This is a genomic window from Aeromonas sp. 601039 (assembly GCF_049174415.1).
In the GTDB taxonomy this organism is placed as follows: domain Bacteria; phylum Pseudomonadota; class Gammaproteobacteria; order Enterobacterales; family Aeromonadaceae; genus Aeromonas; species Aeromonas veronii_A.
In genome coordinates, this window is the sequence record NZ_JAAKTL010000013.1 from 41,255 (window position 1) to 66,080 (window position 24,826).

The 24,826-nt window shown below is 60.6% G+C and carries 23 protein-coding genes and 1 pseudogene; 4 read left to right on the top strand and 20 right to left on the bottom strand.

The window, feature by feature from the left end:
* Nucleotides 1-130 precede the first annotated feature (130 nt).
* The 15 genes from cysG to argS all read right to left on the bottom strand — a co-directional run bounded on the left by cysG (nucleotide 131) and on the right by argS (nucleotide 16,804).
* Complete coding sequence (gene cysG / locus G5195_RS12290) at nucleotides 131-1,531, bottom strand: siroheme synthase CysG (RefSeq protein WP_421236186.1); 1,401 nt, start codon at nucleotides 1,529-1,531, stop codon at nucleotides 131-133.
* 12 nt (nucleotides 1,532-1,543) lie between these two features.
* Nucleotides 1,544-2,356 carry a nitrite transporter NirC gene (nirC, locus tag G5195_RS12295; protein ID WP_421236187.1) on the bottom strand — a complete coding sequence of 271 codons (813 nt, stop codon included), beginning with the start codon at nucleotides 2,354-2,356 and terminating at the stop codon, nucleotides 1,544-1,546.
* 57 nt (nucleotides 2,357-2,413) lie between these two features.
* Nucleotides 2,414-2,731: a nitrite reductase small subunit NirD gene (gene nirD, locus G5195_RS12300; protein ID WP_041202829.1), complete on the bottom strand. Its 318-nt coding sequence runs from the start codon at nucleotides 2,729-2,731 to the stop codon at nucleotides 2,414-2,416.
* The gene (gene nirB, locus G5195_RS12305; protein ID WP_421236188.1) at nucleotides 2,731-5,277 is read right to left on the bottom strand and encodes a nitrite reductase large subunit NirB; all 2,547 of its coding nucleotides are present in this window, start codon (nucleotides 5,275-5,277) and stop codon (nucleotides 2,731-2,733) included. Before nirB ends, nirD begins: the two co-directional genes overlap by 1 nt.
* Before the next feature lie 296 nt (nucleotides 5,278-5,573).
* Nucleotides 5,574-6,662, bottom strand: a complete 1,089-nt coding sequence (locus G5195_RS12310; protein ID WP_216949949.1) for an ABC transporter permease — start codon at nucleotides 6,660-6,662, stop codon at nucleotides 5,574-5,576.
* A 3-nt stretch (nucleotides 6,663-6,665) separates the two neighbouring features.
* Nucleotides 6,666-7,775, bottom strand: a complete 1,110-nt coding sequence (locus G5195_RS12315; RefSeq protein WP_421236189.1) for an ABC transporter permease — start codon at nucleotides 7,773-7,775, stop codon at nucleotides 6,666-6,668.
* Nucleotides 7,772-9,541: an ATP-binding cassette domain-containing protein gene (locus G5195_RS12320; RefSeq protein WP_421236190.1), complete on the bottom strand. Its 1,770-nt coding sequence runs from the start codon at nucleotides 9,539-9,541 to the stop codon at nucleotides 7,772-7,774. The genes G5195_RS12315 and G5195_RS12320 overlap by 4 nt, the downstream gene beginning before the upstream one ends.
* Complete coding sequence (hlyD, locus tag G5195_RS12325; protein ID WP_421236191.1) at nucleotides 9,538-10,506, bottom strand: secretion protein HlyD; 969 nt, start codon at nucleotides 10,504-10,506, stop codon at nucleotides 9,538-9,540. Before hlyD ends, G5195_RS12320 begins: the two co-directional genes overlap by 4 nt.
* 85 nt (nucleotides 10,507-10,591) lie before the next feature.
* Complete coding sequence (locus G5195_RS12330) at nucleotides 10,592-11,233, bottom strand: TetR/AcrR family transcriptional regulator (protein ID WP_421204075.1); 642 nt, start codon at nucleotides 11,231-11,233, stop codon at nucleotides 10,592-10,594.
* Between the two features lie 146 nt (nucleotides 11,234-11,379).
* Nucleotides 11,380-11,724 carry a hypothetical protein gene (locus G5195_RS12335; protein WP_335837535.1) on the bottom strand — a complete coding sequence of 115 codons (345 nt, stop codon included), beginning with the start codon at nucleotides 11,722-11,724 and terminating at the stop codon, nucleotides 11,380-11,382.
* A 143-nt stretch (nucleotides 11,725-11,867) separates the two neighbouring features.
* Nucleotides 11,868-13,196 (bottom strand): HslU--HslV peptidase ATPase subunit, encoded by a 1,329-nt coding sequence (gene hslU, locus G5195_RS12340; protein ID WP_033136355.1) that lies wholly within the window; start codon nucleotides 13,194-13,196, stop codon nucleotides 11,868-11,870.
* Between the two features lie 66 nt (nucleotides 13,197-13,262).
* The gene (gene hslV / locus G5195_RS12345) at nucleotides 13,263-13,796 is read right to left on the bottom strand and encodes an ATP-dependent protease subunit HslV (protein WP_005342555.1); all 534 of its coding nucleotides are present in this window, start codon (nucleotides 13,794-13,796) and stop codon (nucleotides 13,263-13,265) included.
* 186 nt (nucleotides 13,797-13,982) lie between these two features.
* Nucleotides 13,983-14,177, bottom strand: a complete 195-nt coding sequence (locus tag G5195_RS12350; protein ID WP_216952631.1) for a DUF1737 domain-containing protein — start codon at nucleotides 14,175-14,177, stop codon at nucleotides 13,983-13,985.
* Nucleotides 14,178-14,212: 35 nt separating this feature from the next.
* On the bottom strand, nucleotides 14,213-15,055 hold the full coding sequence (locus tag G5195_RS12355; RefSeq protein WP_421209204.1) for an SPOR domain-containing protein: 843 nt from the start codon (nucleotides 15,053-15,055) through the stop codon (nucleotides 14,213-14,215).
* A gap of 3 nt (nucleotides 15,056-15,058) precedes the next feature.
* Nucleotides 15,059-16,804: an arginine--tRNA ligase gene (gene argS / locus G5195_RS12360; protein WP_128816165.1), complete on the bottom strand. Its 1,746-nt coding sequence runs from the start codon at nucleotides 16,802-16,804 to the stop codon at nucleotides 15,059-15,061.
* Between the two features lie 310 nt (nucleotides 16,805-17,114).
* Between argS and G5195_RS12365 the strand changes: the two genes are divergently transcribed.
* From G5195_RS12365 to G5195_RS12375, 3 genes are all read left to right on the top strand, one after another.
* Nucleotides 17,115-17,681, top strand: a complete 567-nt coding sequence (locus G5195_RS12365; RefSeq protein ID WP_421236192.1) for an LON peptidase substrate-binding domain-containing protein — start codon at nucleotides 17,115-17,117, stop codon at nucleotides 17,679-17,681.
* Nucleotides 17,682-17,821: 140 nt separating this feature from the next.
* On the top strand, nucleotides 17,822-18,391 hold the full coding sequence (locus G5195_RS12370; RefSeq protein ID WP_005342561.1) for a sigma-70 family RNA polymerase sigma factor: 570 nt from the start codon (nucleotides 17,822-17,824) through the stop codon (nucleotides 18,389-18,391).
* On the top strand, nucleotides 18,384-19,079 hold the full coding sequence (locus G5195_RS12375; protein ID WP_421236193.1) for a ChrR family anti-sigma-E factor: 696 nt from the start codon (nucleotides 18,384-18,386) through the stop codon (nucleotides 19,077-19,079). The genes G5195_RS12370 and G5195_RS12375 overlap by 8 nt, the downstream gene beginning before the upstream one ends.
* Nucleotides 19,080-19,145: 66 nt before the next feature.
* Here G5195_RS12375 and bacA read toward each other — a convergent pair whose 3' ends face one another.
* The 5 genes and pseudogenes from bacA to G5195_RS12400 all read right to left on the bottom strand — a co-directional run bounded on the left by bacA (nucleotide 19,146) and on the right by G5195_RS12400 (nucleotide 23,334).
* Entirely contained in the window at nucleotides 19,146-19,961 is an 816-nt protein-coding gene (gene bacA / locus G5195_RS12380; protein ID WP_069527669.1) for an undecaprenyl-diphosphate phosphatase, read from the bottom strand.
* A gap of 115 nt (nucleotides 19,962-20,076) precedes the next feature.
* Nucleotides 20,077-20,208 (bottom strand): annotated as a pseudogene (locus G5195_RS12385) (galactose-1-epimerase); the annotation flags it as partial.
* 34 nt (nucleotides 20,209-20,242) lie between these two features.
* The gene (locus G5195_RS12390; RefSeq protein WP_421236194.1) at nucleotides 20,243-20,566 is read right to left on the bottom strand and encodes a SemiSWEET transporter; all 324 of its coding nucleotides are present in this window, start codon (nucleotides 20,564-20,566) and stop codon (nucleotides 20,243-20,245) included.
* 261 nt (nucleotides 20,567-20,827) lie between these two features.
* Entirely contained in the window at nucleotides 20,828-22,174 is a 1,347-nt protein-coding gene (locus G5195_RS12395; RefSeq protein WP_421206266.1) for an MFS transporter, read from the bottom strand.
* 65 nt (nucleotides 22,175-22,239) lie between these two features.
* Complete coding sequence (locus tag G5195_RS12400) at nucleotides 22,240-23,334, bottom strand: cellulase family glycosylhydrolase (protein ID WP_139408884.1); 1,095 nt, start codon at nucleotides 23,332-23,334, stop codon at nucleotides 22,240-22,242.
* A 291-nt stretch (nucleotides 23,335-23,625) separates the two neighbouring features.
* On the opposite strand from G5195_RS12400, the gene G5195_RS12405 reads away from it, so the two are divergent.
* A complete protein-coding gene (locus G5195_RS12405) occupies nucleotides 23,626-24,666 on the top strand; it encodes a LacI family DNA-binding transcriptional regulator (protein WP_421221973.1) in 1,041 nt (346 codons plus the stop codon).
* The last annotated feature ends 160 nt before the right edge of the window (nucleotides 24,667-24,826 follow it).

A 24,826-nucleotide genomic window follows, 5' to 3' on the forward strand; every position in this document is an offset into this window, starting at 1 on the left:
ATGGTAGCCAAGGGCTCAATGCCCATAGGATACCAGACTTAAAACAACAGGTTATGACCGTGATGGGAGAAGAGGGGGGTAAAAGTGAGGCCACCTGCTGGTGGCCTCATGATCGTTTGCCGAGGATCCTTCAGGCGAGGGCTTGCTGAACCTGCGGTGCCTCGCCAAACCAGGCGAGCCGGTCGGCAAGGGTCACCACGGATCCCACCATGATGAGCGCCGGACTCTCAACCCCCACCGCCAGCGCGGGTAGCTCATCGAGAGTGCCGCGAATGACCCGCTGGCAGGGCTGGGTGCCGCGCTCGATCAGCGCCACCGGGGTGTTGCCCGCCTTGCCGTGGGCCAGCAGCTGCTCGCGGATGGTGGCGCAGGATGAGAGCCCCATGTAGAACACCAGAGTCTGTTTGTCTTTGGCCAGCAGCGGCCAGTCGAGATCCCGGGCGCCCCCCTTGCAGTGAGCAGTGACGAAGCGCACGCTCTGGGCGTGGTCGCGGTGGGTCAGCGGAATGCCGGCGTAGGCGGCGCAGCCGCTGGCCGCAGTGATCCCCGGCACCACCTGAAAGCCGATGCCGCTGCCGACCAGCGTCTCCAGCTCCTCGCCGCCGCGGCCGAAGATAAAGGGATCGCCCCCCTTCAGCCGCACCACCCGTTGCCCCTTCTTCGCCTCCTCCAGCAAGAGCTGGTTGATCCCCTCCTGCGGCACGCAGTGGTTGCCTGCCTGCTTGCCGACGAAGATGCGCTTGGCATCCCGGCGCACCAGCGCCATCACTTCGTCAGAGACCAGCCGGTCATAGACCACCACGTCGGCCTGCTGCATCTGGCGCAGGGCGTGCAGGGTGAGCAGACCCGGATCGCCGGGGCCCGCTCCCACCAGCACCACCTCGCCTCCGGTCTGGCTTTCATCGGCAAACAGGCTGTCGGCCAGCTGGTGGGCAGAGGCGCAATCACCCCGCGCCAGCGCCTGCCCGAGCCGATCCGCCCCGAGCAGCCGCTCCCAGAAGCGGCGCCGCTCTCCCATGCTGGCGAAGCGGGCCTTGACCCGCTCCCGCAGGCTGCCGGCGAAGGTCGCCACGGCCCCCAGATGCTGCGGCAGCAGGGCTTCCAGTTTTTCCCGCAGCAAGCGGGCCAGCACAGGCGCCTTGCCGCCGGAGGAGATGGCCACCATCAGCGGCGAGCGGTCGATGATCGACGGCATGATGAAGCTGGAGCGCTTCGGGTCATCCACCACGTTGGCAAAGATCCGCGCCTGATTGGCGCTCTGGTAGACCAGTGCATTCACCTCGCGCCGATCGGTAGCGGCCACCACCAACCACTTGCCCGCCAGTTGTTCCGGCACAAATTCACCGGCCAGCCACTCGATGTTGCCATTGGCAGCCAGTTCCGCCAGCTCGGGGTCGAGCTCGGGGGCGACTACTGTGAGCTGGGCACCGGCATCCAGCAGCAGGCGCGCCTTGCGCTCCGCCACCTCGCCGCCGCCGACCAGCAGCACGGGTTTGTTGTCGAGTCGGCAAAAGATGGGCAAGTAGTCCATGGGGCCTCCGGATCAGGCGGTTTGTGTCTGGTTAGCGGTGCTGGTGGTCTCGTGTACCGCGACCGGGCGCTCTGCTTTCGGGGTGGCATACCAGTAGCCGAGGCCCATAAAGAGGACGCCGGAGACTGTGTTACCCAGGGTCACCCACAGCAGGTTGTGGCCGATGCCGCCCAGGGTGTAGGCATCCGAGTGGGCACCAAACCAGGAGAGGGCAAACAGGGTCATGTTGGCGATGGAGTGCTCATAGCCGGAGGCGATAAAGGCCAGCAGGCACCACCAGATGGCGATGAAGCGGGCGGCCCCTTCGGTGCGCAGCGCCATCCAGATGGCGAGGCAGACCAGCCAGTTGCAGAGGATCCCCTTCATAAACAGGGTCAGCGCCGGTGCCTGGGTCTTGGCCAGCGCCACCTTGTGGGCCAGACTGCCCGCATCCGGCAGCAGGCTGCCGCCGTAGGAGTAGATGAGCGCCACCACGATGGAGCCAATCAGGTTGCCCGCCCAGGTCTGCGGCAGGATGCGCAGCAGGTCGGCCATGGTGATCTTGCCCGTCTTCACCCCGAAGGTGAGGAACATGGTGTGGCCGGTAAACAGCTCGGAACCGGCGATGATCACCAGCGTCAGGGCGATGCCGAAGGTGGCCCCCATCACCAGCGGCCGGATGGCGGGATCCACCAGATTGCCGAGGGTGAAGATAAGGATGATTCCGAGGCCCACATAGGCCCCCGCCATGGCGGAGCTTAGCCAGAAGCCGAGCTTGTCGCTGCGCTCGAAGCGGTTGATGCGGGCCGCGTTGGCGGCGCACTTGTTGATGGTTTCCGTGTACATCTTGTGAGTCCTTGAAAGGGCTGCCCTCTGGCAGCCCGAAAGAGAGTGAAATCCGCGTTAGACGGCGACCCAAACCTGCTGGTCGCGCACTTCAACGGGGTAGCTTTGAACAGACATGGCGGGGTTGTCGAAACAGTGGCCATCGCTCAGACGAAAGCGCTGCTTCTTGAGCGGGCTGGCCACCCAGAGTTCGCCGTCGTGTTCGCAGATCAGGCCCCGCGACAGCACGTTGGCGGCGAAGAAGGGATCCCGGTTGTCGATGGCGAACACCTCGGCCGCCGCGCTCGGGCGGAACAGGGCGATCTGGCGACCTTCAATGAGTGCACAGACGCCGGTTCCCGGCAGGATGTCGTTGAGTTGGCAGGCAAGTTTCATCATTTGGTTTCCACCTCGATCTGGTAGACGGGGATGCGCTCGGCCGGGGTCGCCGGTCGGTGCTGGTCGCGCTCGGCGACGAACTGGACGTCCGGATCGCGCTTGTCGCTGTTGATGAAGTGGCTGAAGCGCTTGAGCGCCTCCTCTTCATTGAGGGTGCGCGACCATTCGCACTCGTAGCTGTCGATGAGGGTCTGGATATCGCGCTCCAGCGTCTCGGCCAGCCCCAGCTTGTCGTCGACGATCACCTCGCGCAGGTAGTCGACGCCCCCTTCCAGATTGCCGAGCCAGACTGAGGTGCGCTGCAGTTTGTCGGCGCTGGTGACGTAGAACATCATAAAGCGGTCGATCAGCTTGATGAGGGTCTCGCGGTCGAGGTCAGACGCCAGCAGGTCGGCGTGGCGCGGCTTCATGCCGCCGTTGCCGCCCACATAGAGGTTCCAGCCCGCGTCGGTGGCGATGATGCCAACGTCCTTGCCCTGGGCTTCCGCACATTCGCGGGTACAGCCGGAGACGCCGAACTTCATCTTGTGCGGGGTGCGAATCCCCTTGTAGCGGTTCTCGAGGAAGACCCCGAGGCCGACGCTGTCCTGCACGCCGAAGCGGCACCAGGTGCTGCCGACACAGGTCTTGGCCATGCGCAGCGCCTTGGCGTAGGCCTGACCGGTCTCGAATCCGGCAGCCAGCAGCTTGCGCCAGATGGCGGGCAGATCATCCTTCTGGGCCCCGAACAGACCGATGCGCTGGGCGCCGGTGATCTTGGTGTAGAGCTTGTAGTCGCGGGCCACTTCGGCCACCGCCAGCAGCCCTTCCGGAGTCACTTCGCCACCGGCCATGCGCGGGATGACGGAGTAGCTGCCGTCCTTCTGCATGTTGCCGAGGAAGATGTCGTTGGTGTCCTGCAGCGGGATATTGCGCGGGCTCAGCACATGCTCGTTCCAACAGGAGGCGAGAATGGAGCCGACGGTCGGTTTGCACACCTCGCAGCCATAGCCTTGGCCGTGCTTGGCCAGCAGCTCGTCGAAGCTCTTGATCCCCTCCACCTTGACCAGATGGAACAGCTCCTGACGGGAGTGGGGGAAGTGGGCGCAGAGGTGGTTGTTGACCTCGATGCCCTGCTTCACCAGCTCGGCGTTGAGCACCTGGCTGATGAGCGGCACACAGCCGCCACAGCCGGTACCGGCCTTGGTGTGCTGCTTGATGGCGGCCAGGGTGGTGTGACCCTCGGCGACGGCCTGGGCGATGTCACCCTTGGAGACGTCGAAGCAGGAGCAGATCTGGGCGCTCTCCGGCAGGGCATCCACCCCCAGCGTCGGCTTGGCACCGGCGTAGGCGGGCAGGATCAGGGTGTCCGGGTGGCTCGGTAGCGGCAGGGCGTTGAGCATCATCTGCAGCAGGTTGCCGTAATCCTCCACGTCACCCACCAGCACGGCGCCGAGCAATCGGCTGTTGTCTTCGCTCACCACGATCTTCTTGTAGACGCCGGCCTGATCGTCCTGAAACACATAGCTGTGGCTGCCCGGGGTGCGGCCGTGGGCATCACCGATGGAGCCGACGGAGACGCCGAGCAGCTTGAGCTTGGCGCTCATGTCTGCCCCTTCGAAGCGGCTGTCGCCGCCGAGCAGATGGTCGACGGTGATCTGGGCCATCTTGTAGCCCGGCGCTACCAGCCCGAAGAAGCGCCCCTGCCAGGCGGCGCACTCGCCTATGGCGTAGATGTCGGGGTCGGAGGTGAGGCAGTGATCATCGATGACGATGCCGCCGCGCTCGGCGATGGCGAGATCACCGTAACGGCCAAGGGTATCTTGCGGACGAATGCCGGTGGAGAAGACCACCACGTCCACTTCCAGTTGGCTGCCGTCGGCGAAAGCGAGGAGGTGTTTCGCCTGCTCGCCGCCATGCATCAGGATCTCGCTGGTGCTCTTGCTGGTGTGTACCTGCACACCCATGGATTCAATCTTGCGGCGCAGTAGCTGGCCGCCCTGACCGTCGAGCTGCTCGGCCATCAGCACTGGAGCAAACTCCACCACATGGGTCTCGAGACCCAGCGCCTTGAGGGCGCCGGCGGCTTCGAGGCCAAGCAGGCCGCCCCCGATCACCACCCCGCTCTTGCCGCTTTTGGCGGCGCTGCGGATGGCTTTCAGATCCTCGATGGTGCGATAGACGAAGCACTCGTGGTGCTGACTGCCCGCAATGGGCGGCACCCAGGGGTAGGAGCCGGTGGCCAGCACCAGCTTGTCGTACCCGACCACAGTGCCCTTGTTGGAGTGCACTTCGCGGTTGGCCCTGTCGATTTTTTTCACCGCTTCGCCGAGCAGCAGGCGGATGCCGTGCTTGTCGTAGAAGCCGGGTTTGACGAGGGAGAGATCTTCGCTGGTGTGATGGGAGAAGTAGGAGGAGAGATGGACGCGATCGTAGGCGGGACGGGGTTCTGCACCGAAGACGGTGATCTCGTAGCGGCCCGGGTCGGCCCGCTCGATCAACTCTTCGATGAAGCGGTGCCCCACCATGCCGTTACCCACAACGACCAGTCTGACTTTGCTCATGATTGCCTCTAGTTTGGAGTAATAAAACATCATTCTGGGGCTAGGCTACCCAGTCAGTCGGGGCGGGCAATTGATGCAAATCAAGTGTCTATTTATATATCTCGTCAGGGGTAATTCGATAAAATTCAAAGATATACAAAAATAGGTATACCAGTTGATGATTTCTGCGCTGGCTTGGAGTGAGGGATGGTGGAGGGAAAGCCCGGTTTACCCACGGCCGGGGAGTGAAAACTTCTGGCGGAAAATGGCCGGCCTCGCACTGGGCGAGACCGGCATCAGCTGAACAAGGTGGCGCGTCAGGCGATATGGCGGCGGAACATGGCGAGCGCTAGCGACAGGGTGACGCCGGCGATGGCGAGCAGCGGCCAGAGCAGGGGCCAGGCGGCCGACCAGTCAAACCCCTTGAGGAAGACCCCCTTGAGCAGCACGATGAAGTGGGTGAGGGGGTCGATGGCCGCCAGCCACTGGAACACCTGCGGCATGTTCTCCACCGGCGAGATGTAGCCCGAGAGGATCACCGCCGGGACGGTGAAGGAGAAGACCCCGAGAAAGGCCTGCTGCTGGGTCGAGCAGAACGACGAGATGAAGAGCCCGATCCCGGCCAGTGCCAGCCCGTAGCAGACCATGCCCGCCATCAGCAGGCTGAGGCTGCCGGCAAAGGGGAGGTGAAAGACAAAACGGGCGGCCAGCGCGACTATGCACCCTTGCCCCACCGCCACCATGATGCCGGGCACCGCCTTGCCCGCCATGATCCAGCCCGCGGTGAGGGGGGAGACCAGCAGCTGATCGAAGGTGCCCTCTTCCCGCTCCCGCGCGACCGAGAGGGCGGTGACAATCAGGCAGCCAGTGGTGGTGATGATGGCCACCAGCGCTGGCAGGATATGCCAGTGGAACTCGACGTTGGGGTTGTAGAGGTTGCGTACCGCCAGCTCGGGTTGCCCCTTGCCCTCACTTTGCCAGCGGGCGATCACCTGACTGATGTAGCCAGCCGCCACCTGACCACCGTTGGAGCGGCGTCCGTCGATGATCAGCTGTACCTTGGCCTGTTCGCCCCGTGCCAGCCGGCGTGAGAAATCCCCCGGAATAATCAGCCCGAGCAGTGCCTGCTGCCCGGTGATGGCCTCGGTCATGCCCGCCTCGCCCTGCACCGGGATGATGGTGGTAAAGGCGGGCATATGGGTGAGGCGCTCCAGCAGCTCGCGGCTCTGGGCTCCGCCATCCTGGTTGTAGATGGCCAGCGTGTTGCCGGTCACCTCCAGAGTGGCGGCGAACGGGAAGAGGGCGGTCTGCAGCAGCACCGGCATGATGAGCAGAAAGCGCCCCTGAGTATTGCCCATCAGGGCCTGCAGCTCTTTTCGGATCAGCCACCAGAGTCGGATCAGCATGAGTTACTCCAGAGTGCGCCGCGTCTTGCGGGCGGTCAGGGCCAGCCAGAAACCGGCCAGCAGCAGCAGACAGAAACCGTTGACCAGCAGGATCGAGAAGACGCTACCCGCCTGATAGAGAGTCTGCAGCGAGCTGGCGAAGTAGCGGGCCGGAATGAGGTGGGTGATGGCCCGCAGCAGCGGTGGCATGCTGGCGATCTCGAACACGAAGCCCGACAGCATCACCGCGGGCAGAAACGCAGCGATCAGCGCCGCCTGTGCGGCATTGAACTGGCTGCGCATCACGGTGGAGAGGAACAGGCCGAGCCCGAGGGCGCTGCCGAGAAAGACGCTGGTGACCAGAAAGAGCAGCAGCAGGGAGCCGCGCCACGGCACGCCCATCACCGCCACCGAGAAGAGCAGGCAGAGCAGCATGGCGATGATGCCAAGGCCATAGTAGGGCAGCAGCTTGGAGAGCAGCAGCTCCCCCTTGGTGACCGGGGTGGCGAGCAGCGCCTCCATGGTGCCGCGCTCCCACTCCCGCGCCACCACCAGCGAGGTGAGCAGGGCCCCTATGATGGTCATCACCACCGCAATGGAGCCCGGCACCAGAAAGTTGCGGCTCACCAGCGCCGGGTTGAACCAGGCGCGGCTCTCTATCGACACCGGCATGACGACCCCCTCGCCAGCGAGCCACCCCTGCCAGATCCCCTGCACATAGTTGGTGACGAAGTTGGCGGTGTTGGGCTCGGAGCCATCGGTCAGCAGCAGTGCCTGCGGCGTGCCATTGCCCTGACCGGCCAGCGAGCGGGAGAAGCCGTCATCGATCACCAGCAGGCCGCGGATCTCGCCGCGGGCCAGACTGGCGAGCAGGGACTCCTTGCTCGGGCCGCTGTGGATCTCCAGTGCGGTAGAGCCGCGCAGGGCCTGCTCCAGCCTCACCGCCGGGGCGCCGCTATCGGTACGCCAGATGCCGAGGCGCAGATGGTCCACATCCAGATTGATGGCGTAACCCATTACCACCAGCAGTACCACCGGCATGATGAAGGCGATGAGGATGCTGCTCGGGTCACGGACGATTTGCAGCGTCTCCTTGCGGCAGAGGGCCAGCAGTCGCCGACGGTTGATGCTCATGCGTCCTCCTCACTGGCCCGCTCGACCAGGGTGATAAAGGCCTCTTCCATTGTTGGCAAAGAACAGGTCGGCAAGGAGCCGGTTGGCAAAGAGGTCGCCGCCTCTTTGGCGGCCAGCCCCTTGAGATCGTCCGGGGTGCCGAGTGCCAGCAGCTTGCCGCGATAGATGAGGGCGATGCGGTCGCAATACTCCGCCTCATCCATAAAGTGGGTGGTGACCAGCACGGTGACGCCGTGGTCGGCCAGCGCGTTGATGTGCGACCAGAACTCGCGCCGGGTCACCGGATCGACCCCGGAGGTGGGCTCGTCGAGAAACAGCAGCGGCGGCTCGTGCAGCAGGGCGCAGGCCAGCGACAAGCGCTGGCGCAGGCCGAGCGGCAGGGATTCCGCCTTCTGATCGAGCCAGGGGGCGAGGGCAAAGGCAGTCACCATGGCGTCGATCCGCGTCTGCTGGTGGCGGCCGAACAGGCCGTAGATACCGGCGAAGAAGGAGAGGTTCTGCGCCACGGTGAGCTGCTTGTAGAGGGAGAACTTCTGCGCCATGTAGCCGAGGCGCTGGCGTGCCGCCGAGGGGCTGTGAGCCAGATCGATGCCGGTCACCAGCGCTTGCCCCTCGCTCGGGCGCAGCAGGCCGCACTCCATCTTGAAGGTGGTGGACTTGCCCGCCCCGTTGGGGCCGAGCAGGCCGAAGATCTCGCCGCGGCGCACCGCAAAGCTGACGTCATCGGTGGCGGCAAAATCGCCGAAGCGCTTGGTGAGGTGGCGCGCCTCGATCACCGCCTCGGGGGAGACCCCCTGCGGCAGTTCGGCTTCGCGCATCCCGGCTGCCAGACTCGACTCCCCGCCGGGGCCGCCGCCGAGCAGGTCGATAAAGGCATCCTCCAGCCGAGGCTGGGCTGGTTGAAAGGCGCCGTTGGCGAGATGCAGCTCCGCCAGCGGCGGGGGCGTCATGTCCGGGTGCAGCAGCAGGCGAACCCGCTCCCCCGCCACCGCGCCGTCCATCACTGCTGGGTGGGCCAGTGCCCGGCGCAACAGGGCGCGCCGCTCGCGGCCATCCAGCTGCCCCGCCTCCAGCAGCCAGCAGCGGCTGGCCATGGCCCCCATCAGATCGGCCGGCGTGCCGCTGGTGCGCACCTCGCCATCCGCCATCAGCAGCACGTGGTCGCACAGCTCCGCCTCATCGAGATAGGCGGTACTCCAGAGCACCGTCATCCCCCCCTTGGCCAGCTCCCGCACCATCTGCCAGAGGGCGCGGCGGGAGATGGGATCGACCCCGACCCCCGGTTCGTCGAGCAGCAGCACATCCGGGGTGCCGAGCAGGGCGCAGGCCAGCCCGAGCTTCTGCTTCATTCCGCCAGAGAGCTTGCCTGCCGGCCTTGCGGTGAAGCGGGCAAGATCGGTAAAGGCGAGCAGCCGCGCAAAGGTGGGCGTGCGTTCGGGCTCCAGTACGCCGCGCAAGTCAGCGTAGAGGGTGAGGTTCTCCAGCACGCTGAGATCCTCGTAGAGGCCGAACTGCTGGGGCATGTAGCCGAGGCGCTGGCGCAGCCGATCCCCCTCGCTCACCGGATCCAGCCCCAGCACCCGGATGGTGCCCGCTTCGGGGATCAGCAGACCGGCCAGCAGGCGCAGCAAAGTGCTCTTGCCCGCGCCGTCGGGGCCGACCAGTCCGGTGATGCCGCCAGCCGGAATGGTGGCCGAGATGGCGTTGAGGGCGACCCGCTCACCAAAGCGTTTGGTGAGCCCCTCAAGGGAGATGGCGCAGCTCATGGGGCCAGCCTGACGGTGACCGGCATCCCTTGGCGCAGGGCCGGGTCGGGATCCTGCACCACGATGCGCAGCCGGTAGACGAGGTGAGTGCGCAGGTCCGGCGTCTCCACCGATTTCGGGGTGAACTCGGCGGTGGGCGAGACAAATCCCACTACTCCGTGATAGGGCTTGTCCGGCCGCGAGTCGGTGGTGAGGGTCACCTTGGCGCCGCTCGGGAAGTGGCCGAGCCAGGGCTCCTCCACATAGGCGCGCACCCAGACCGGCGCGGTCAGGGAGAGGTTGAAGGCGGTCGCTCCGCTCTGCACCATGCTGCCGTTCTCGATGGCGCGGCTGATGATGATGCCGTCGCTGGGGGCGGTCAGGCTGGCATCCGCCAGCGCCAGCTCGGCACTGGCGAGCGCCGCTTTGGCCCCTTCCAGCTGGGCATCGGACTGGGCAATCTCTTCCGGGCGGTAGCCGGTTTCGAGCTGGGCGAGCTGTTCGCGTGCCGAGCGTACCTGCGCCTGAGTCTGATCCCGCTGGGAGCGGGCGGTATCGAGCTGACCGCGGGAGATGGCGCCGGTGGCGGCCAATGCGCTCTGGCGGCGCCACTGCTGGTCGGCTTCCAGTGCAGCGGCTTCGGCGGCGGCCAGTGCGGCCCGGGCGCGGTCGGTCTCTTCGCTGCGATAGCCTTTGTGGATCAAGGTGTTGGCGGCAGTGAGCGCGGCCAGATTGGCGCGGGCGCTGTCGCGGCTGTGGGTGAGGGGAACCGGATCGAGGCGTGCCAGCAGTTGACCGGCTTTTACCCTATCCCCCTCATCGACCAGTATCTGATCGACGCGGCCGCCGACCCGAAAGGCCAGATTGACGTCGCGAATATCGACGTTGCCGTAGAGGATGGAGCCGTCAGCCGGGCGCCCCTGCCACCAGAGATAGCCACCGATAACGGTTAGCAGCAGGGCTGCGATGGCAATGCGTTGCTTCATACCGCTTCTCCTTGAGGATGGCGCTGTAACCAGAGGTAACCACTGGGAACCGCCAGCAGCAGAGCTACCATCGCGATGCGTTGTTTCATGCCGCTTCTCCTTCCTTCATGTCGGTGGGGCGCAGGCCGCGTAGGGCCCATACCAGCCGCTGTCTGGCGGCCTCGGGGCTGTCTATCTGGCTGAGAAAGGGGCCGGCCTGTTCGGGCAGCCAGCCGAGCTGACGACCGCTGCCGGCGATCACCAGTGGCAGGCCGACCGACCCCATGATGAAGATCATCAGCTGGAGCGGGTGACCCGCGACCAGCGACCCTTCCGCCTGTGCCATCCGTACCTGTTCGATCAGCAGCAGGGGATGACGGCGTGGCAGGCTGAGCAGAAAGCGTTGGGCCGCCCCTTCACCCGCCAGCGCATCGCCAAACAGGTGGTTGATAAAGCCGCGCTGGCGCGCCACCAGCCCGATCAGCGCCTCCATGGTCGCCTCGAACATGGCGATGGCGGAGGGGTAGGAGCCCTTGGCTGCCACCGCCTTGAGCTCGTCATAGAGGGGGGCGTACCAGAGCTCCACCAGCTCGTCGATAAAGGCGTCGCGGTTGCCGAAGTGGTAGACGAAAGAGCCGAGGTTCACCTCGGCCGCTGCCGCCAGTTCGCGTACCGTCAGGCCACGCAGCCCCTTTTCGGTGGCGATGGCGAGGCCGGTATCAAGCAGTTTCTGCCGGGTTGGATTCATCTTTCTGGTTCCTGCTGCACAGATTTTGATCTGATTTATACGCATGTATAAATCAATCACGCAGAAGTTGATAGATCTTTTTTTGAGCAAATTTCAGCGGAGATGAAAAAGGACGCCTCCACACAGGGAGGCGTCCATGATGTCGCTTATTGGCTGGTGTCCCAGTCAGTAAACTCGAGATACCAAGTGTCGTGGGTATTGCCGACAATAGAGCCACGTTTACCGATCTTTTTTCTTAATGTAGCGATGCAAGCAGATTCAAAATCCAAGCTGTATCTTCTTTGCCGAGATATTGAGTCAAGCCATTGCCAATCACTGCTGCCTGGATTGATGCTCAGGCGAATTTTTTGTCCTGTGCCTCCGAGTTGGATTACTCCGCCACCCTGTGATCTGCTCAAAATAAGTGGCACAAGGGGGCCGTCCTCATGGATCTCAATGAAATCAATCTGACGACCATTTACTGTCACAATATCAGGTTCACGTTCAGTCATTGGCATGCTCCATTAAAGAGGAATATAAATAATATCAGTGCCTTAGTTGACAGTCCCGTCAATGGCTGGAGAGGATGGTTAGGGGCATTAAAATGCAAAACGCCCCCATTTCTGGAGGCGTTTTTTTACAAACAGAACTGCGCTTACAGAATAAAGCGGCTCAGATCCTCGTCTTCAATCAGCTTGCCGAGGTGGGCGTTGACGTAGTCGGTGTCGATGACAAAGGTCTCGCCGGACTTCTCGGAGGCGTCATAGGAGATATCTTCCATCAGGCGCTCCATCACGGTGTGCAGACGACGGGCACCGATGTTCTCGGTACGCTCGTTGACCTGCCAGGCCGCTTCGGCCAGACGGCGGATGCCATCCTTGGTGAACTCGATGTTGACCCCTTCGGTGGCCATCAGCGCCTTGTACTGATCGGTCAGCGAGGCGTTCGGTTCGGTCAGGATACGCTCGAAGTCATCTGTGGTCAGGGCGGTCAGCTCGACGCGGATCGGCAGACGGCCCTGCAGCTCTGGGATCAGATCTGACGGCTTGGCGATCTGGAAAGCGCCGGAGGCGACAAACAGGATATGGTCGGTCTTGACCATGCCGTGCTTGGTGTTGACGGTGCAGCCCTCGACCAGCGGCAGCAGGTCGCGCTGAACCCCTTCACGGGAGACATCGGGGCCCGAGCTCTCGCCGCGCTTGCAGATCTTGTCGATCTCGTCGAGGAAGACGATGCCGTTGTTCTCGACAGCGGCGATGGCTTTCTGCTTCAGCTCTTCAGGATTGACCAGACGGGCCGCTTCCTCTTCGATCAGCGCCTTCATGGCCTCTTTGACCTTGATCTTGCGCTTCTTCTTCTGGTTCTGGCCCAGGTTCTGGAACAGCCCCTGCAGCTGGTTGGCCATCTCTTCCATGCCCGGCGGGGTCATGATTTCGACGCCCATCGGGGAGGCGGAGAGCTCCAGCTCGATCTCCTTGTCATCCAGCTGACCTTCCCGCAGTTTCTTGCGGAAGATCTGGCGGGTGTTGGAGTTGTCGGCTTTCTCTTCCTCACCCCAGGTGTTGCGCGGGTTGGGCAGCAGGGCGTCGAGGATGCGCTCTTCGGCGGCTTCTTCGGCGCGGTATTTCATCTTCTCCATCTCGGTTTCGCGCACCAGCTTGATGGCGGCATCGGTCAGATCGCGGATGATGCTGTCCACTTCCTTGCCGACATAGCCCACTTCGGTGAACTTGGTCGCTTCCACCTTGATGAAGGGGGCGTTGGCCAGCTTGGCCAGACGACGGGCGATCTCGGTCTTGCCGACACCGGTCGGGCCGATCATCAGGATGTTTTTCGGGGTCACTTCATGGCGCATCTCTTCGTTGAGCTGCATCCGGCGCCAGCGGTTGCGCAGGGCAACGGCAACGGCGCGCTTGGCATCGGCCTGACCAATGATGTGACGATCCAGCTCGTGGACGATTTCTCTCGGGGTCATCTCGGACATGATGGTGTTCCTGTATCCGGGGCGGGCAGTGCCCACCCCTTGGGAAATTGGGTTTGGCTGGTGGCCTTATTTGGCGGCGTAGTCCAGCACTTCGATGGTGTGGTTGCCGTTGGTGAAGACGCAGATGTCGCCCGCAATCTTGAGGGACTTCTCGACAATGGTCCTGGCATCCAGCTCGGTGTTTTCCAGCAGGGCGATGGCGGCGGACTGGGCAAAGTTGCCGCCGCTGCCGATGGCGATGAGATCGTGCTCCGGCTGCACCACGTCACCGTTGCCGGTGATGATGAAGGATTTGTGTTCGTCGGCCACGGCCAGCAGTGCTTCGAGGCGGCGCAGAGCGCGATCGGTGCGCCAATCTTTGGCCAGCGCCACGGCGGCGCGCTCCAGATTACCCTGATGGGCCTGCAGTTTTGCTTCGAAACGCTCGAGCAGGGTGAAGGCGTCGGCGGTACCGCCAGCGAAACCGGCCAGCACCTTGCCGTTATAGAGACGATGAACCTTGCGGGCGTTGCCCTTCATGACGGTGTTGCCAAGAGAGACCTGGCCATCGCCACCGATGACGACCTGACCGTTGCGGCGAACTGAAACTATGGTAGTCACTTTACTTACCTCGCTTGAGCCGAATGACGGCCTGACTGTGCATGGCAAGAAAGATGGGGATGGCAAACGGGCTTTTCAACCCTGCCTTTGGTCGGGATAAACGGGGTAATAAAGAGCGTGGGTGCGAGTGACACCAAAAGAACAGGGCCGGGTGTTGCCACCCGGCCCTGCTGCACACTGTCCGCATTATGTTGTTTCAGACCAGACTACCGCTTGGCACACGATCACAGTTTGGCCATTGAACGTCGCCGAGGGAGAACCATACAGCGTGTAGCCTTGAGCTAGTGCCTCGCTGACACGAAAACAAAATGTCGCGTCATCAGGCCCAGTAATCAAGCGGTAAACCGGAAGGCCATTTGGTGGCTGTTTCGAATTTGTCATGTTCTGGTTCTCTGCTGGTTCAGCCTGACAGTATGCTAACCCTTCTTGGCAATGCAGCCGCTGATGCCGGAGCTCTGCAGCTTGCCGTTGGCCGCGTCGGCGGCCGCCTTGCCGTTGAAGGGGCCCACCATCACCTTGTAGACGGTACCGTTGGCTGTGTTGACCACCTGCAGGCTGGAAGAGAGACCGGCGGTGAAGGCGATACGTGCCTTGAGCGACTCTGCGGAATCCTGCGAGCGCAGAGCCGCGCACTGCATCATATAGCGACCGCTGTCGGCGGCTGCGGTCTGGGCTGGCGGGTTAGCCGCTTTGGCCTTGGCCGCTTCGGCCTGCTCCCGCTCCAGCTCGGCACGGATCTCCCGCTCCATTCGCTCCCGTTCGGCCTGGCGATCGATCACCTGTTCCCGAGCGCTGGCAACGGGCGCACCGTTGTCAGGCGTGGTCGCCGGATTGGTCTGATAGGGTTTGGACTGGCCGATGGGCGTCCCCGGTTGGGGAATGTCGGTCGGTACCGGTTGCGGCAGCTTTTCCGGCTGCAGGGTCAGAGTATCGGCGGGGGGCGGTGGCAGCACGCCCGGCTGGGGCGGTGGCTCGATAACATCGACCTGCTTGTTCTCAAGCCGTTCGATGTAGCTCCACTTCTCCTGTGGCAACCCGTTGTTCTGTGGTTTTGGCTTGTTGGCCTTTACCTGCTCTTCGATGGTGGGGGCGTCGCTGCCCTTGCCATTGATCATGTAAAGGAAGCCACCAAAGCCTGCCAGCAGTGCCACGACCAGCAGCACTGGAATAACAGGAAAGCGGCGAGGGGCCGCTTTCTTGCTGTTTCGACCACCCGCCCGACGTCGTGGGCGGCTGCCGACATAATCCCGGGTTGCCATCTATTACATGCGCTCCAGGGTATGGATGCCCAGTACGCCGAGGCCCAGTTTCAGCACCTTGGCGGTGGCGGCGCACAGCAGCAGACGGCTCTGACGGGTTGCCTCGTCCACGCCATCCTTGTTGATCGGGCAGGCTTCATAGAAGGTCATGAAGTTGCCGGACAACTCGTACAGGTAGGTACAGAGCAGGTGCGGCATGCCTTTGTCGGCCACGCCATTGACCGCGTCGGAGAACTGGATCAGCTTCTGGGCCAGCACCTCTTCGGCCTCTTCGTTCAGGGTCACATTGCCGGTCAGGGTAGCGGCATCGACGCCAGCCTTGCGGAAGATGGACTGGATACGGGTGTAGGCATACTGCAGGTAAGGGGCGGTGTTGCCTTCAAAGGAGAGCATCAGATCCCAGTCGAAGATGTAGTCGGTAGTGCGGTTCTTGGAGAGATCCGCATACTTGACCGCGCCCATGGCGATTGCGTTGACCACGTTGGCCTTCTCTTCGGCAGAGAGGTCGCTGTTGCGGCTCTCCAGCAGGGCAGCGGCGCGCTCTTCCGCTTCGTTCAGCAGGTCAACCAGCTTGACGGTACCACCGGAGCGGGTCTTGTAGGGACGACCATCCTTGCCCAGCATCATGCCGAAGGCGTGGTGCTCGAGCGGCACGGATTCCGGCACATAACCCGCTTTGCGGGTGATGGTCCAGGCCTGCATCAGGTGCTGGTGCTGACGGGAGTCGATGAAGTACATGACACGGTCGGCGCCCAGGGTCTCATAACGGTATTTGGCACAGGCGATGTCGGTGGTGGTGTAGAGGAAACCGCCATCGCTCTTCTGGATGATGACGCCCATGGCCTCGCCATCCTTGTTCTTGAATTCGTCCAGGAAGACAACGGTGGCGCCTTCGCTCTCGACCGCCAGCCCCTTGGCTTTCAGGTCGGCCACGATCTCCGGCAGCATGTCGTTGTACATGGACTCGCCCATGATGTCCTTGTTGGTCAGGGAGACATTCAGGCGGTCATAGTTGATCTGGTTCTGCTCCATGGTCATGTCGACCAGCTTCTTCCACATGGTACGGCAGTACTCGTCGCCGCCCTGCAGCTTGACCACGTAGTTACGGGCGCGCTCGGCAAAGGCTTCGTCTTCGTCGTAGCAACGCTTGGCCTGGGTGTAGAAGGCTTCCAGATCCTTGAGCGCCATGTCGCTGGCGTGCTCGTTGGACATCTTCTCCAGATAGGCGATCAGCATCCCGAACTGGGTGCCCCAGTCGCCGATGTGGTTGGCACGGATCACTTTGTGGCCGAGGAACTCCAGCGCGCGCGCAGCCACGTCACCGAGTACGGTGGAGCGGATGTGGTGCACCGCCATCTCTTTGGCCACGTTGGGGGCGGAGTAGTCCACCACCACGGTTTGTGGCGCGGGCAACCGTACGTTGGCGTTGGCAGAGGTCACCATGGCCTCAACCTGACCGGCCAGCCAGCGCTGGTCGAAGAAGAAGTTGATGAAGCCGGGACCGGCGATCTCGACCTTGGCGATCAGGTCGGAGGCAGGCAGGTGCTCGATGATGGCCGCTGCCAGCTCACGGGGATTCTTGCGTGCCGGTTTGGCCAGCAGCATGGCCAGGTTGGTAGCCAGGTCGCCGTGAGCTTTCTCCTTGCATCGGTCTACTTGCACGCGGGCTTCCAGGTCCGCCGGCAGGACGCCTGCTGACTTGAGATTGGCTACCGTTTGTTCAAGTAGATGATGAATATGCTCTTTCATAACTGACCACCAAGGTTGCGCGTCGAAAAATGACTGATATATAAGGGCGTGAATTTTACCCGCATCGGCCCGAGAAAACTATAGGGATGACCCGCCGCTCGCTGTCGGGCGAATATTTCACTGCGTTTGGCGCCATATTCCAGAATATTGGGCGGAAATTACGGTGCTTATCCATTTCTACTGCATATCGAAGCGGCTTGTCCAGGCTATTTTCCCCTGATTGTTAAGGGTTTTTCCTTTCCGCGGTCGGGAATGATCTCCTCCCTCTGGCCCGGCGTATCAACATACGTTCCCAACCGAGGAGTTTGCGATGCGACTGGCGCTGTTTCCACTATCTGCCCACCTGCTGCCCGGCGGCGTCATGCCGCTGCGGATCTTCGAACCGAGATACCAGCGGATGATTGCCGAGGCGGGGGAGTCCGGCTTTGCCCTCTGCATGGTGGATCCTCGCCAGCCCGACGCCCTGCGCAACATGCTGCCCATCGCCACCCGGGTCACCATCATCGATTTCGACCGGCTGCCGGACGGCATGCTGGGGATCACGGTGCAGGGGGTGGAGCGGGTGCAGATAGAGGATCTGTGGCAGGAGCCCGATGGCCTGCGTATCGGCGAGGTGACGCCGCTGACGGCCTGGCCGCCCCGCCGGCTCCATCCTGATCAGCAGCCGCTGGTCGAGGCGCTGCGGGAGGTGTTTGCCGATTATCCCGACTATGCCGCCCTCTATCCTGCCCCCTGCTGGGACGATGGCAACTGGGTGGCCCAGCGCTGGCTGGAGGTGTTGCCGATCCCCCCCGAGCAGAAGCAACTGCTGCTGGCTGCCGCCGACAATCAGCCCGCCATCGCCCTGCTCAAGGGGGTGCTGGTGGCCAGCCACTGATTTTTTCTGACCCGCTGATCCGCCAGCGCCGCAGCGCCGTACCAGTCATCACCACAGCATGTTCGACAGCACACCAAAGGGATGGCGCAATGGCATATACTGGCCAACCACACTCGACCATACGCAGGACCTCGCCCGTGATGGATAACCCGGATGGCGACCTCAAATCTCTGCTGATCAGGGTGGCAGAGCAGGCCGACAAGGCTGCTTTTGCTCGCCTGTTCCAACACTTTGCGCCGCGCATTCGCAGCTACGGCCTGCGCCACCTCGGCAGCGAAGCCAACGCCATGGAGCTGGTGCAGGAGACCATGCTGCTGGTATGGCAAAAGGCGCGCCTCTACCACCCCGACAAGGGAGCGCCGACTACCTGGATCTACACCGTGATGCGCAACCAGTGCTTCGACATGCTGCGTCGTCGTCGCGCCAGCAAGGAGGATCTCTGTGCCGAGGAGCTGTGGCCGGTGCTGGAGTTTCAGGCCGAAGAGGAGCATCTGAGCGGTGGTGAGGATGCGGTGCTGACCCGTCAGATGGCCCACTATCTGGGCACCCTGCCGGAGCCGCAACAGCAGGTGGTGCGCGGCATCTATCTGCAGGAGTTCTCCCAGCAGGAGCTGGCGGAGCGACTCGGCGTGCCGCTCGGTACCATCAAGTCCCGCCTCAGACTGGCGTTACAGAAACTGAAAGAGCAAGTGGAGCAAGGCCATGATTAAAGCCCATCCGACCGACCCTATGCTGCGCGCCTTCGCCGCCGACGAGCTCCCTCTGCCGCTGGCGGTGGGGCTCTCCGCTCACTGTGAACTCTGCCCTGATTGTGCTGCCCGACTGAAGACATTCGAAGAGGAGCTGGCGCAGCAATATCTTGCCTCGCCAGCAGAGCCCGAGGCGGACTCTCGGGATGAAGTGGGACTGGACGCCGGATTCGACGCCATGCTGGCGGATATTCTGGCCCAGCCGCTGGCAGAGCCCCCCTCCGAGCCAACACATGACCAGCCCCGAACGCAGCACGGCGAGCTGGAGGTGGCCGGGCACGCCTACCGTTTGCCACGGGTGCTGGCCCGCTACCGTTCGCCCAAGTGGCGCCATATCGGGGCCATTCGTCAGCAGAGTTTGCCGCTGGACGAGATGGGGGCGCGCGCCAGTTTGCTCCATATCGAAGCGGGCGGTCGCATCCCCGAGCACACCCATCAGGGCTATGAGCTGACCCTGCTGCTGGCTGGCAATATTCAGGATGGCGATACCCTTTACAAGGTGGGAGATTTCATCTGGCGCGATGCCAGCCACTCCCATAGCCCGCATACGCCAGATGGCTGCCTCTGCTACACGGTGCAGGATGCGCCGGTGCAGTTCACCAAGGGGCTGTCGCGGCTGCTGAATGGCATCAGCCAGCACCTCTACTGAGCACCATGACGCCATAGAAAAAGGGACCAGATTGGTCCCTTTTTTCATTTGATTGCTGGTTGCCGGTCAGGCGACAAACACCAGATAGACGGCGAATGCCACGATAAAGCGGTAGATAGCGAACGGGATAAAGTCGATGCGGCGGATCAATGTCAGGAAGGTCTTGATCGCAAACATCGCTACCACGAAAGCGGTGATAAAGCCCACGGCAAACATCGGGAAGTCGGCCATCGAGAGAAAATCGCGGCTCTTGTAGAGATCAAGCCCGCTGGCCGCCACCATCATGGGCACCGCCATGATGAAGGAGAACTCGGCGGCGGCGTGACGGCTGATCCCCATCAGCATGCCACCACTGATGGTGGCGCCGGAGCGGGAGAAGCCGGGCCACAGGGCCAGACACTGGAACAGACCGATGCCGAACGCCTGCTTGTAGCTGATGTCATCAAGGGTTTCAGCTGTGACGGCCGGGCGGAACTTCTCGGCGATGATGAGCAGGATGCCCCCCGCGACCAGCGCGTACATCACGGTCTGTGGACCAAACAGGTTGGCCTTGATCCAGCTGTGGATGGCCAGACCGACCACGATGGCGGGCAGCATGCCGAGGATGACGTGGATCAGCGACAGGGTGGCGTGATCCCGGGACGGCTTCTGGCCGAAGTGGATGCCAATCAGGCCAAACAGGCGGCGCCAGAAGACGGCGACCACGGCGAGGATGGAGCCAAGCTGGATCACCACTTCGAAAGTGGCAGCCTTGGGCCCTTCAAAGCCCAGCAGATGGCCGACGATAATCATGTGGCCGGTGGAGGAGACGGGGAGGAACTCGGTCAGCCCCTCGACGACGCCCAGAATAAAGGCGACCAGCAGGCTATAGGTGTCAGTCATCGAACAAACAATCCTTAACTTCGTTGATGTAAAAACGCCCCGGGAGGGTCTCGGGGCGGCTTATCTTGCTCGATAGTGACTGCTGAGGCTATGTAAAAATCATGAAACCTTTAAGTCAGTCGCGGATAAAACGGTAGCGGGTCTGGTGGTGATAACGCCCGCCCGGCAGCAGCCAGGGGTTGCCCAGCTCGGGCCGATTGGGGCTGTCCGGCAGCTGTTGCGTCTCAAGACAGAAGCCGTCGTGATCCCCGAGTGCCAGCCCCAGGTTGTATGAATGCTCATCAGTTCCTTTCGTTACGCAGCTTGAGCATCAGGACGGCGCAGGCCAGAGCGAGAGTGATGCTGTTTGCTATGGTGATGGGCATGTCGTTAGTGCGCAGGCCGTAGATCAACCATAGAAGTACGCCACAGCTGAAGACCAGATACATATTGGTTGAGATGGCCCTGGTTTCTTGGGTCTTTATTATGTGTATAACTTGCAAGGCAAAAGATCCTGTGGTCAGAAAGGCTGCACAGAGACCGAGGTTGGCGGTGTCGAGCCAGAAAACCAGAGCGCAGAGAGCGATTGGCACAATAACGATATTGTGCCAGAAATAAACCGACAAATTTGAACTCCTCAAAGACCAATGGAGGCAATGGATATTTATTATCGTGTAATATACTTCAGCAAAAGTTTACCCAGTGGCTTTCGATGATTCATGTAACTTATGTTGATTGCTTTTCCTATGCGCAATGCAACGAAAAAATAATTTATCAATCATTGTAGTTTTCATGTTCTTGAATGGAATTTGCCAGTCAAGTTGAATGGATAGAGGCGCTCAATTCGACTGGCGTATATTTTATGGTAAAGCATTCATTTTTTTATGTTAAAGAGACGAAATGGATCGCCATTTATTTAGAGCATGACGTACTTTGGCGTGCTTATCTTCGGTGAAATTGTAGCGGGTCATGATCATCACCCGTAATATGCTACCCAATATCGGCACAAGTGATATACAGATAAATAGTCCGTCCATCGTAGCCTGAGTCTGTGCCGCATTCGGTTGATAGCCAAGCCAGATCAGCAGGGTACCGGAAATACCACCTGCGATGGCCCAAGCCAGTTTGCCGGTAAAGGTCTGCCCCGAGAACGCGATGGCAGCGCAACGGCGGCCAGACTTTAGTTCTGCATATTCGATGGTCTCACTCAACATGGCCGAGATAAGTGGATTGGTGATGACGTTGGCCGCATGGATCAAGGCGAGGAAGCCGAACACCATTATCAGATTGTCGTAGCCTGTCGTATAGAAACCGATGCGTAATGCAATCTCCAGCAGAGTGAGTAGCAGGAAGAGATCACGTTTCCTGAGCTTGCTGGTCAATATCGGCATCAGCATACAGGCCATAGAGGTTGCCACACCGATAGAGCCCATCACCGAGAGCAGCCCGACATCACCCATGTTGTAGGTGAAGAAGAAAATGTAGAGCCCGGTGGCCAGATTAAAGAACACGTTACAGAAGAAGGCGCCAAGTACATACGCCAACGGTTTGTTGGAACGCAGGACGCGGAAAGAGTCCCTAATGGTGATCTTGTCATTCGGATTGGGCTTGATGCGCTCTTTCATCTGGCTTGCTCCGAGCACCATCAGCGGCAGGGCGATCAGCATCAGGCAGATGGCACCTTCCATGTAGCCCTTGGTGCTGCTGGTTGCAGCAAACAGTTCGGTGAGCTTCGGGAATATGATGGAAGCACTGCCAATGCCGATATTGACGCCCAACATGGCGACGGTTACGGCCTTGGCTCGCTCCTGTGGCTCTTGGCTCATGACCGATGACATGGTCCAGAAAGGTACATCAGACAAGGTGTATATCATCCCCCACGCGATATAGGTGACTGCTGCATAAGCTACCTTGGTGGTCATGGGTAAATCCATGCCAATGAAGCTGAGAGAGGTGATCCCGGCAATCAAGAAGGGAACGAAAAGCATATATGGCGTGAATTTGCCACGTTTGAAATTAAGAGTGTCCATATAACCAGCGATAATAGGATCGTTGATGGCATCCCATACTCTGGCAATGAGGAAAATAGCCCCAGCTGCAGCGGGCGATATTCCAAGGATATCGGTGTAAAAATAGAGGATAAATGATCCCACCAGGCCGAAACTGAGGCATTGCCCGACGGCATAGCTGAAATATCCCACCAGCTCTCTATTGTGTATCTTTTGATCTGTCATCTGCCAACCTTTCCCAACATGAATGTGTTGTGAGGGGCGCCACTAGGGTGGCGTCCTCTTTTGCGTTATGAACGGGTCAATGTGCGGAGCAGTTCTATTTCACTGGCAGAGTAGGGGGTACCATCCTCCTCCAGCAGGTCGTGAAACCAGACCCTGCGGAAATCGGGGTCGATATTGCGAACGAAAGGCCATGGCAGGTGAGTTTGCGTCTTCCCTTTTACCAGACCCCATTGATAGGCACCTATTTTTAACTCTTTGAAGAGTGGCAGTTGTTGTTCCATCACGCTGCCGACATGCCTGGCCAGCCACTCTGTGCAGAGGAGCGGGCGGCGATATTTGCTGACCACATCCAGAGAGATTTTCAGCCCCTCCATACGCTGATAGGAGTGGAAAGTGATGACATCCGATAGCTCCATAGCGCGCAGGTCGGTCGGATGAGTAAAGGTGTTTTCCGGAGTAAATTCCGAATCCCCCTGACCGATGCTGTAGGGTGCATGCCACGCGCCGACGGTGAGTGGCTGGGAGGGGTTCTCTTCTCGGGCCCAGACAAAAGCCAACTCCATCAGATAGTGGGCATATGTCTCCAGCGACTCATCGAAACGCACCTCGACATCGCCTTCCGAAAAGATGCCCCGGTTGGTCGGCTCATTGTACAGATCCCAGATAAAGATCCGCTCATCCTGTGCAAATGTACGTATCAGGTCGCGAATATAGTGTTCCACTTCGCGCCATTGGGTCGGGTCAATGACGACATTCCGACCGGGACTGGCCGCCGCCTGGCTATTGTGTACATCTTCCCGAGGTGGTTGCTGGCGGCCCAGATAGGGGTGATCGCCGGAGAAGCCACAGTCATCCATCAAGGTCATCATCACGCGGATATTGTGCTTGCTACACAGGCCAAGGAACTGCTCAATGCGCGCGAGCAGGCCATCCCGATCATGCTGCCAGACGATAAAGGGCAGATTGGTTCGCAGGGTGTTGTAGCCCAGTTTGTTGGCCCAACCCAGTTCCTGGTCAATGGTGACTGGGTCGAAGGTTTCTCCCTGCCACATTTCGGTCCAGTTGACCGCTGTGCGGGGGAGATAGTTGAAGCCCAATAGCCAAGGTTGTTTGTTCCACCATTGCCAAGCTCGTTCTGTTGACCACTGTTGTATCGCCATCGGATATCCTTGCAACTAATTATTTAAACTTATAGCAATTAATATTAGCTAATATCTTTAGTTGCAAATCATGAAGGATAGAATTCAGGGATTAGTCACAAAATGAACAAATTTAGGGGGTTAACAGGCATGACTGGCGAGCCATCTGTACTCGGGACGATAACCGAAACCCCTCTATCGTCCTTGCGGGCTGTTGTGCTGCTTGCTCATGTCCGTAATCATGAGTCATGATAAAAGATAAATAATTAATATTATTATCTGGGCGGTACTGCTCAAACTATGGCCATATCAATGAATAGTAAACGCATCACCATGAGCGCCATCGCTGCAGCTGCAGGTGTTTCCCAATCAACGGTTTCACTGGTGCTCAATGGTTCAACCACCATCAAACTGGCGGAGGAAACGCGGCGTAGAGTGCTTGAAAAAGCGGCCGAACTGGGTTACCAGCATAAGCGAGCTGAACATCTACCCAAGGGACCATCTGCTAGAAAAATAGCTTTTGTTTTCAATGGCCTGACTCCATATGACCCTTTTCTGGATGCGATCAATGCTTGCAATGAACGCGCTTGGGAGGCAGATCGCATGCTGGTTACATTCGATTATCGCAACAGCGCGGAGCTCACCAAGTTGATCGAGCAGGAGATCAATCAGGGGGATTATCTGGGGATGATTTTTGCCTCTTCCATGACACGACAACTTGCCGAGATGGAGCTCTCCCCACAGGTGCCTACCGTTTTGCTCAACTGCTACCTGGAGGGCAGTGGCTCGTCCGAAAGTTATTCCATCCTGCCTGCCGATAAGCTGGCGGGTTACAAGGTGACGGCGCACCTGTTGGAGCAAGGCTGCAAACGAGTGGCTCTTATTCAGGGGGAGCCATGGATGGAGGCAAATAGTCTGCGGCTGGAAGGGTATCGTCAGGCGTTGATCAACCACGATTTGATACCGGATCCACAATGGGTGCGCGTGGGCAACTGGTCGCTACATGAGGCTTATGAACAGACTCGGCAACTGCTGGCGCTGCCTCAGCCGCCTGATGGTATCTTCTGTTGCAGTGATTACATGGCTCAGGGTTGTTACCAGGCGATAGCCGAGGCGGGATTGCGCATCCCGGAAGACATTCTGGTGGCGGGCCATGATAACCAGATGCTGGCCTGCGAAATGGAGCCCCCTTTGAGTTCTATCGAACTACCTTACGACGAGATGGGTAAACTGGCGGTGGACACCTTGTTGCAACTGGCCCAAGGAGAGAAGCCCATCGCTTTACTGATGAAGCTGGAAGGGGAGTTGCTGATCCGTGCCTCGACCAGAGGTCAGCCAGTTAACAAAATGTGATCCTCTCTCGATGACCTGCTGAGTAGTGGTTCCTTAGGCCACAGGGCGTGCCTATATGTTCCTGTCATGCCCGCCAAGTTGTGTGGTTGGCGGTAAGAATGTAAAGCACATAATGGGCACTCAATGACTTTACCCGACACGAGCAGGTCAACGTCACTCT

Excerpts from the sequence above, each read along its gene's own strand:
- G5195_RS12335 (WP_335837535.1), bottom strand. The coding sequence starts at position 11,724 with ATGACTGAACGTGAACCTGATATTGTGACAGTAAATGGTCGTCAGATT.
- G5195_RS12315 (WP_421236189.1), bottom strand. The coding sequence starts at position 7,775 with ATGAGCATCAACCGTCGGCGACTGCTGGCCCTCTGCCGCAAGGAGACG.
- nirD (WP_041202829.1), bottom strand. The coding sequence starts at position 2,731 with ATGAAACTTGCCTGCCAACTCAACGACATCCTGCCGGGAACCGGCGTC.
- cysG (WP_421236186.1), bottom strand. The coding sequence starts at position 1,531 with ATGGACTACTTGCCCATCTTTTGCCGACTCGACAACAAACCCGTGCTG.
- argS (WP_128816165.1), bottom strand. The coding sequence starts at position 16,804 with ATGAAAGAGCATATTCATCATCTACTTGAACAAACGGTAGCCAATCTC.
- hslU (WP_033136355.1), bottom strand. The coding sequence starts at position 13,196 with ATGTCCGAGATGACCCCGAGAGAAATCGTCCACGAGCTGGATCGTCAC.
- bacA (WP_069527669.1), bottom strand. The coding sequence starts at position 19,961 with ATGACTGACACCTATAGCCTGCTGGTCGCCTTTATTCTGGGCGTCGTC.
- G5195_RS12355 (WP_421209204.1), bottom strand. The coding sequence starts at position 15,055 with ATGGCAACCCGGGATTATGTCGGCAGCCGCCCACGACGTCGGGCGGGT.
- G5195_RS12330 (WP_421204075.1), bottom strand. The coding sequence starts at position 11,233 with ATGAATCCAACCCGGCAGAAACTGCTTGATACCGGCCTCGCCATCGCC.
- G5195_RS12375 (WP_421236193.1), top strand. The coding sequence starts at position 18,384 with ATGATTAAAGCCCATCCGACCGACCCTATGCTGCGCGCCTTCGCCGCC.
- G5195_RS12370 (WP_005342561.1), top strand. The coding sequence starts at position 17,822 with ATGGATAACCCGGATGGCGACCTCAAATCTCTGCTGATCAGGGTGGCA.
- G5195_RS12320 (WP_421236190.1), bottom strand. The coding sequence starts at position 9,541 with ATGAGCTGCGCCATCTCCCTTGAGGGGCTCACCAAACGCTTTGGTGAG.
- G5195_RS12405 (WP_421221973.1), top strand. The coding sequence starts at position 23,626 with ATGAATAGTAAACGCATCACCATGAGCGCCATCGCTGCAGCTGCAGGT.
- nirC (WP_421236187.1), bottom strand. The coding sequence starts at position 2,356 with ATGTACACGGAAACCATCAACAAGTGCGCCGCCAACGCGGCCCGCATC.
- nirB (WP_421236188.1), bottom strand. The coding sequence starts at position 5,277 with ATGAGCAAAGTCAGACTGGTCGTTGTGGGTAACGGCATGGTGGGGCAC.
- G5195_RS12365 (WP_421236192.1), top strand. The coding sequence starts at position 17,115 with ATGCGACTGGCGCTGTTTCCACTATCTGCCCACCTGCTGCCCGGCGGC.
- G5195_RS12310 (WP_216949949.1), bottom strand. The coding sequence starts at position 6,662 with ATGCTGATCCGACTCTGGTGGCTGATCCGAAAAGAGCTGCAGGCCCTG.
- G5195_RS12350 (WP_216952631.1), bottom strand. The coding sequence starts at position 14,177 with ATGACAAATTCGAAACAGCCACCAAATGGCCTTCCGGTTTACCGCTTG.
- G5195_RS12400 (WP_139408884.1), bottom strand. The coding sequence starts at position 23,334 with ATGGCGATACAACAGTGGTCAACAGAACGAGCTTGGCAATGGTGGAAC.
- hlyD (WP_421236191.1), bottom strand. The coding sequence starts at position 10,506 with ATGAAGCAACGCATTGCCATCGCAGCCCTGCTGCTAACCGTTATCGGT.
- G5195_RS12395 (WP_421206266.1), bottom strand. The coding sequence starts at position 22,174 with ATGACAGATCAAAAGATACACAATAGAGAGCTGGTGGGATATTTCAGC.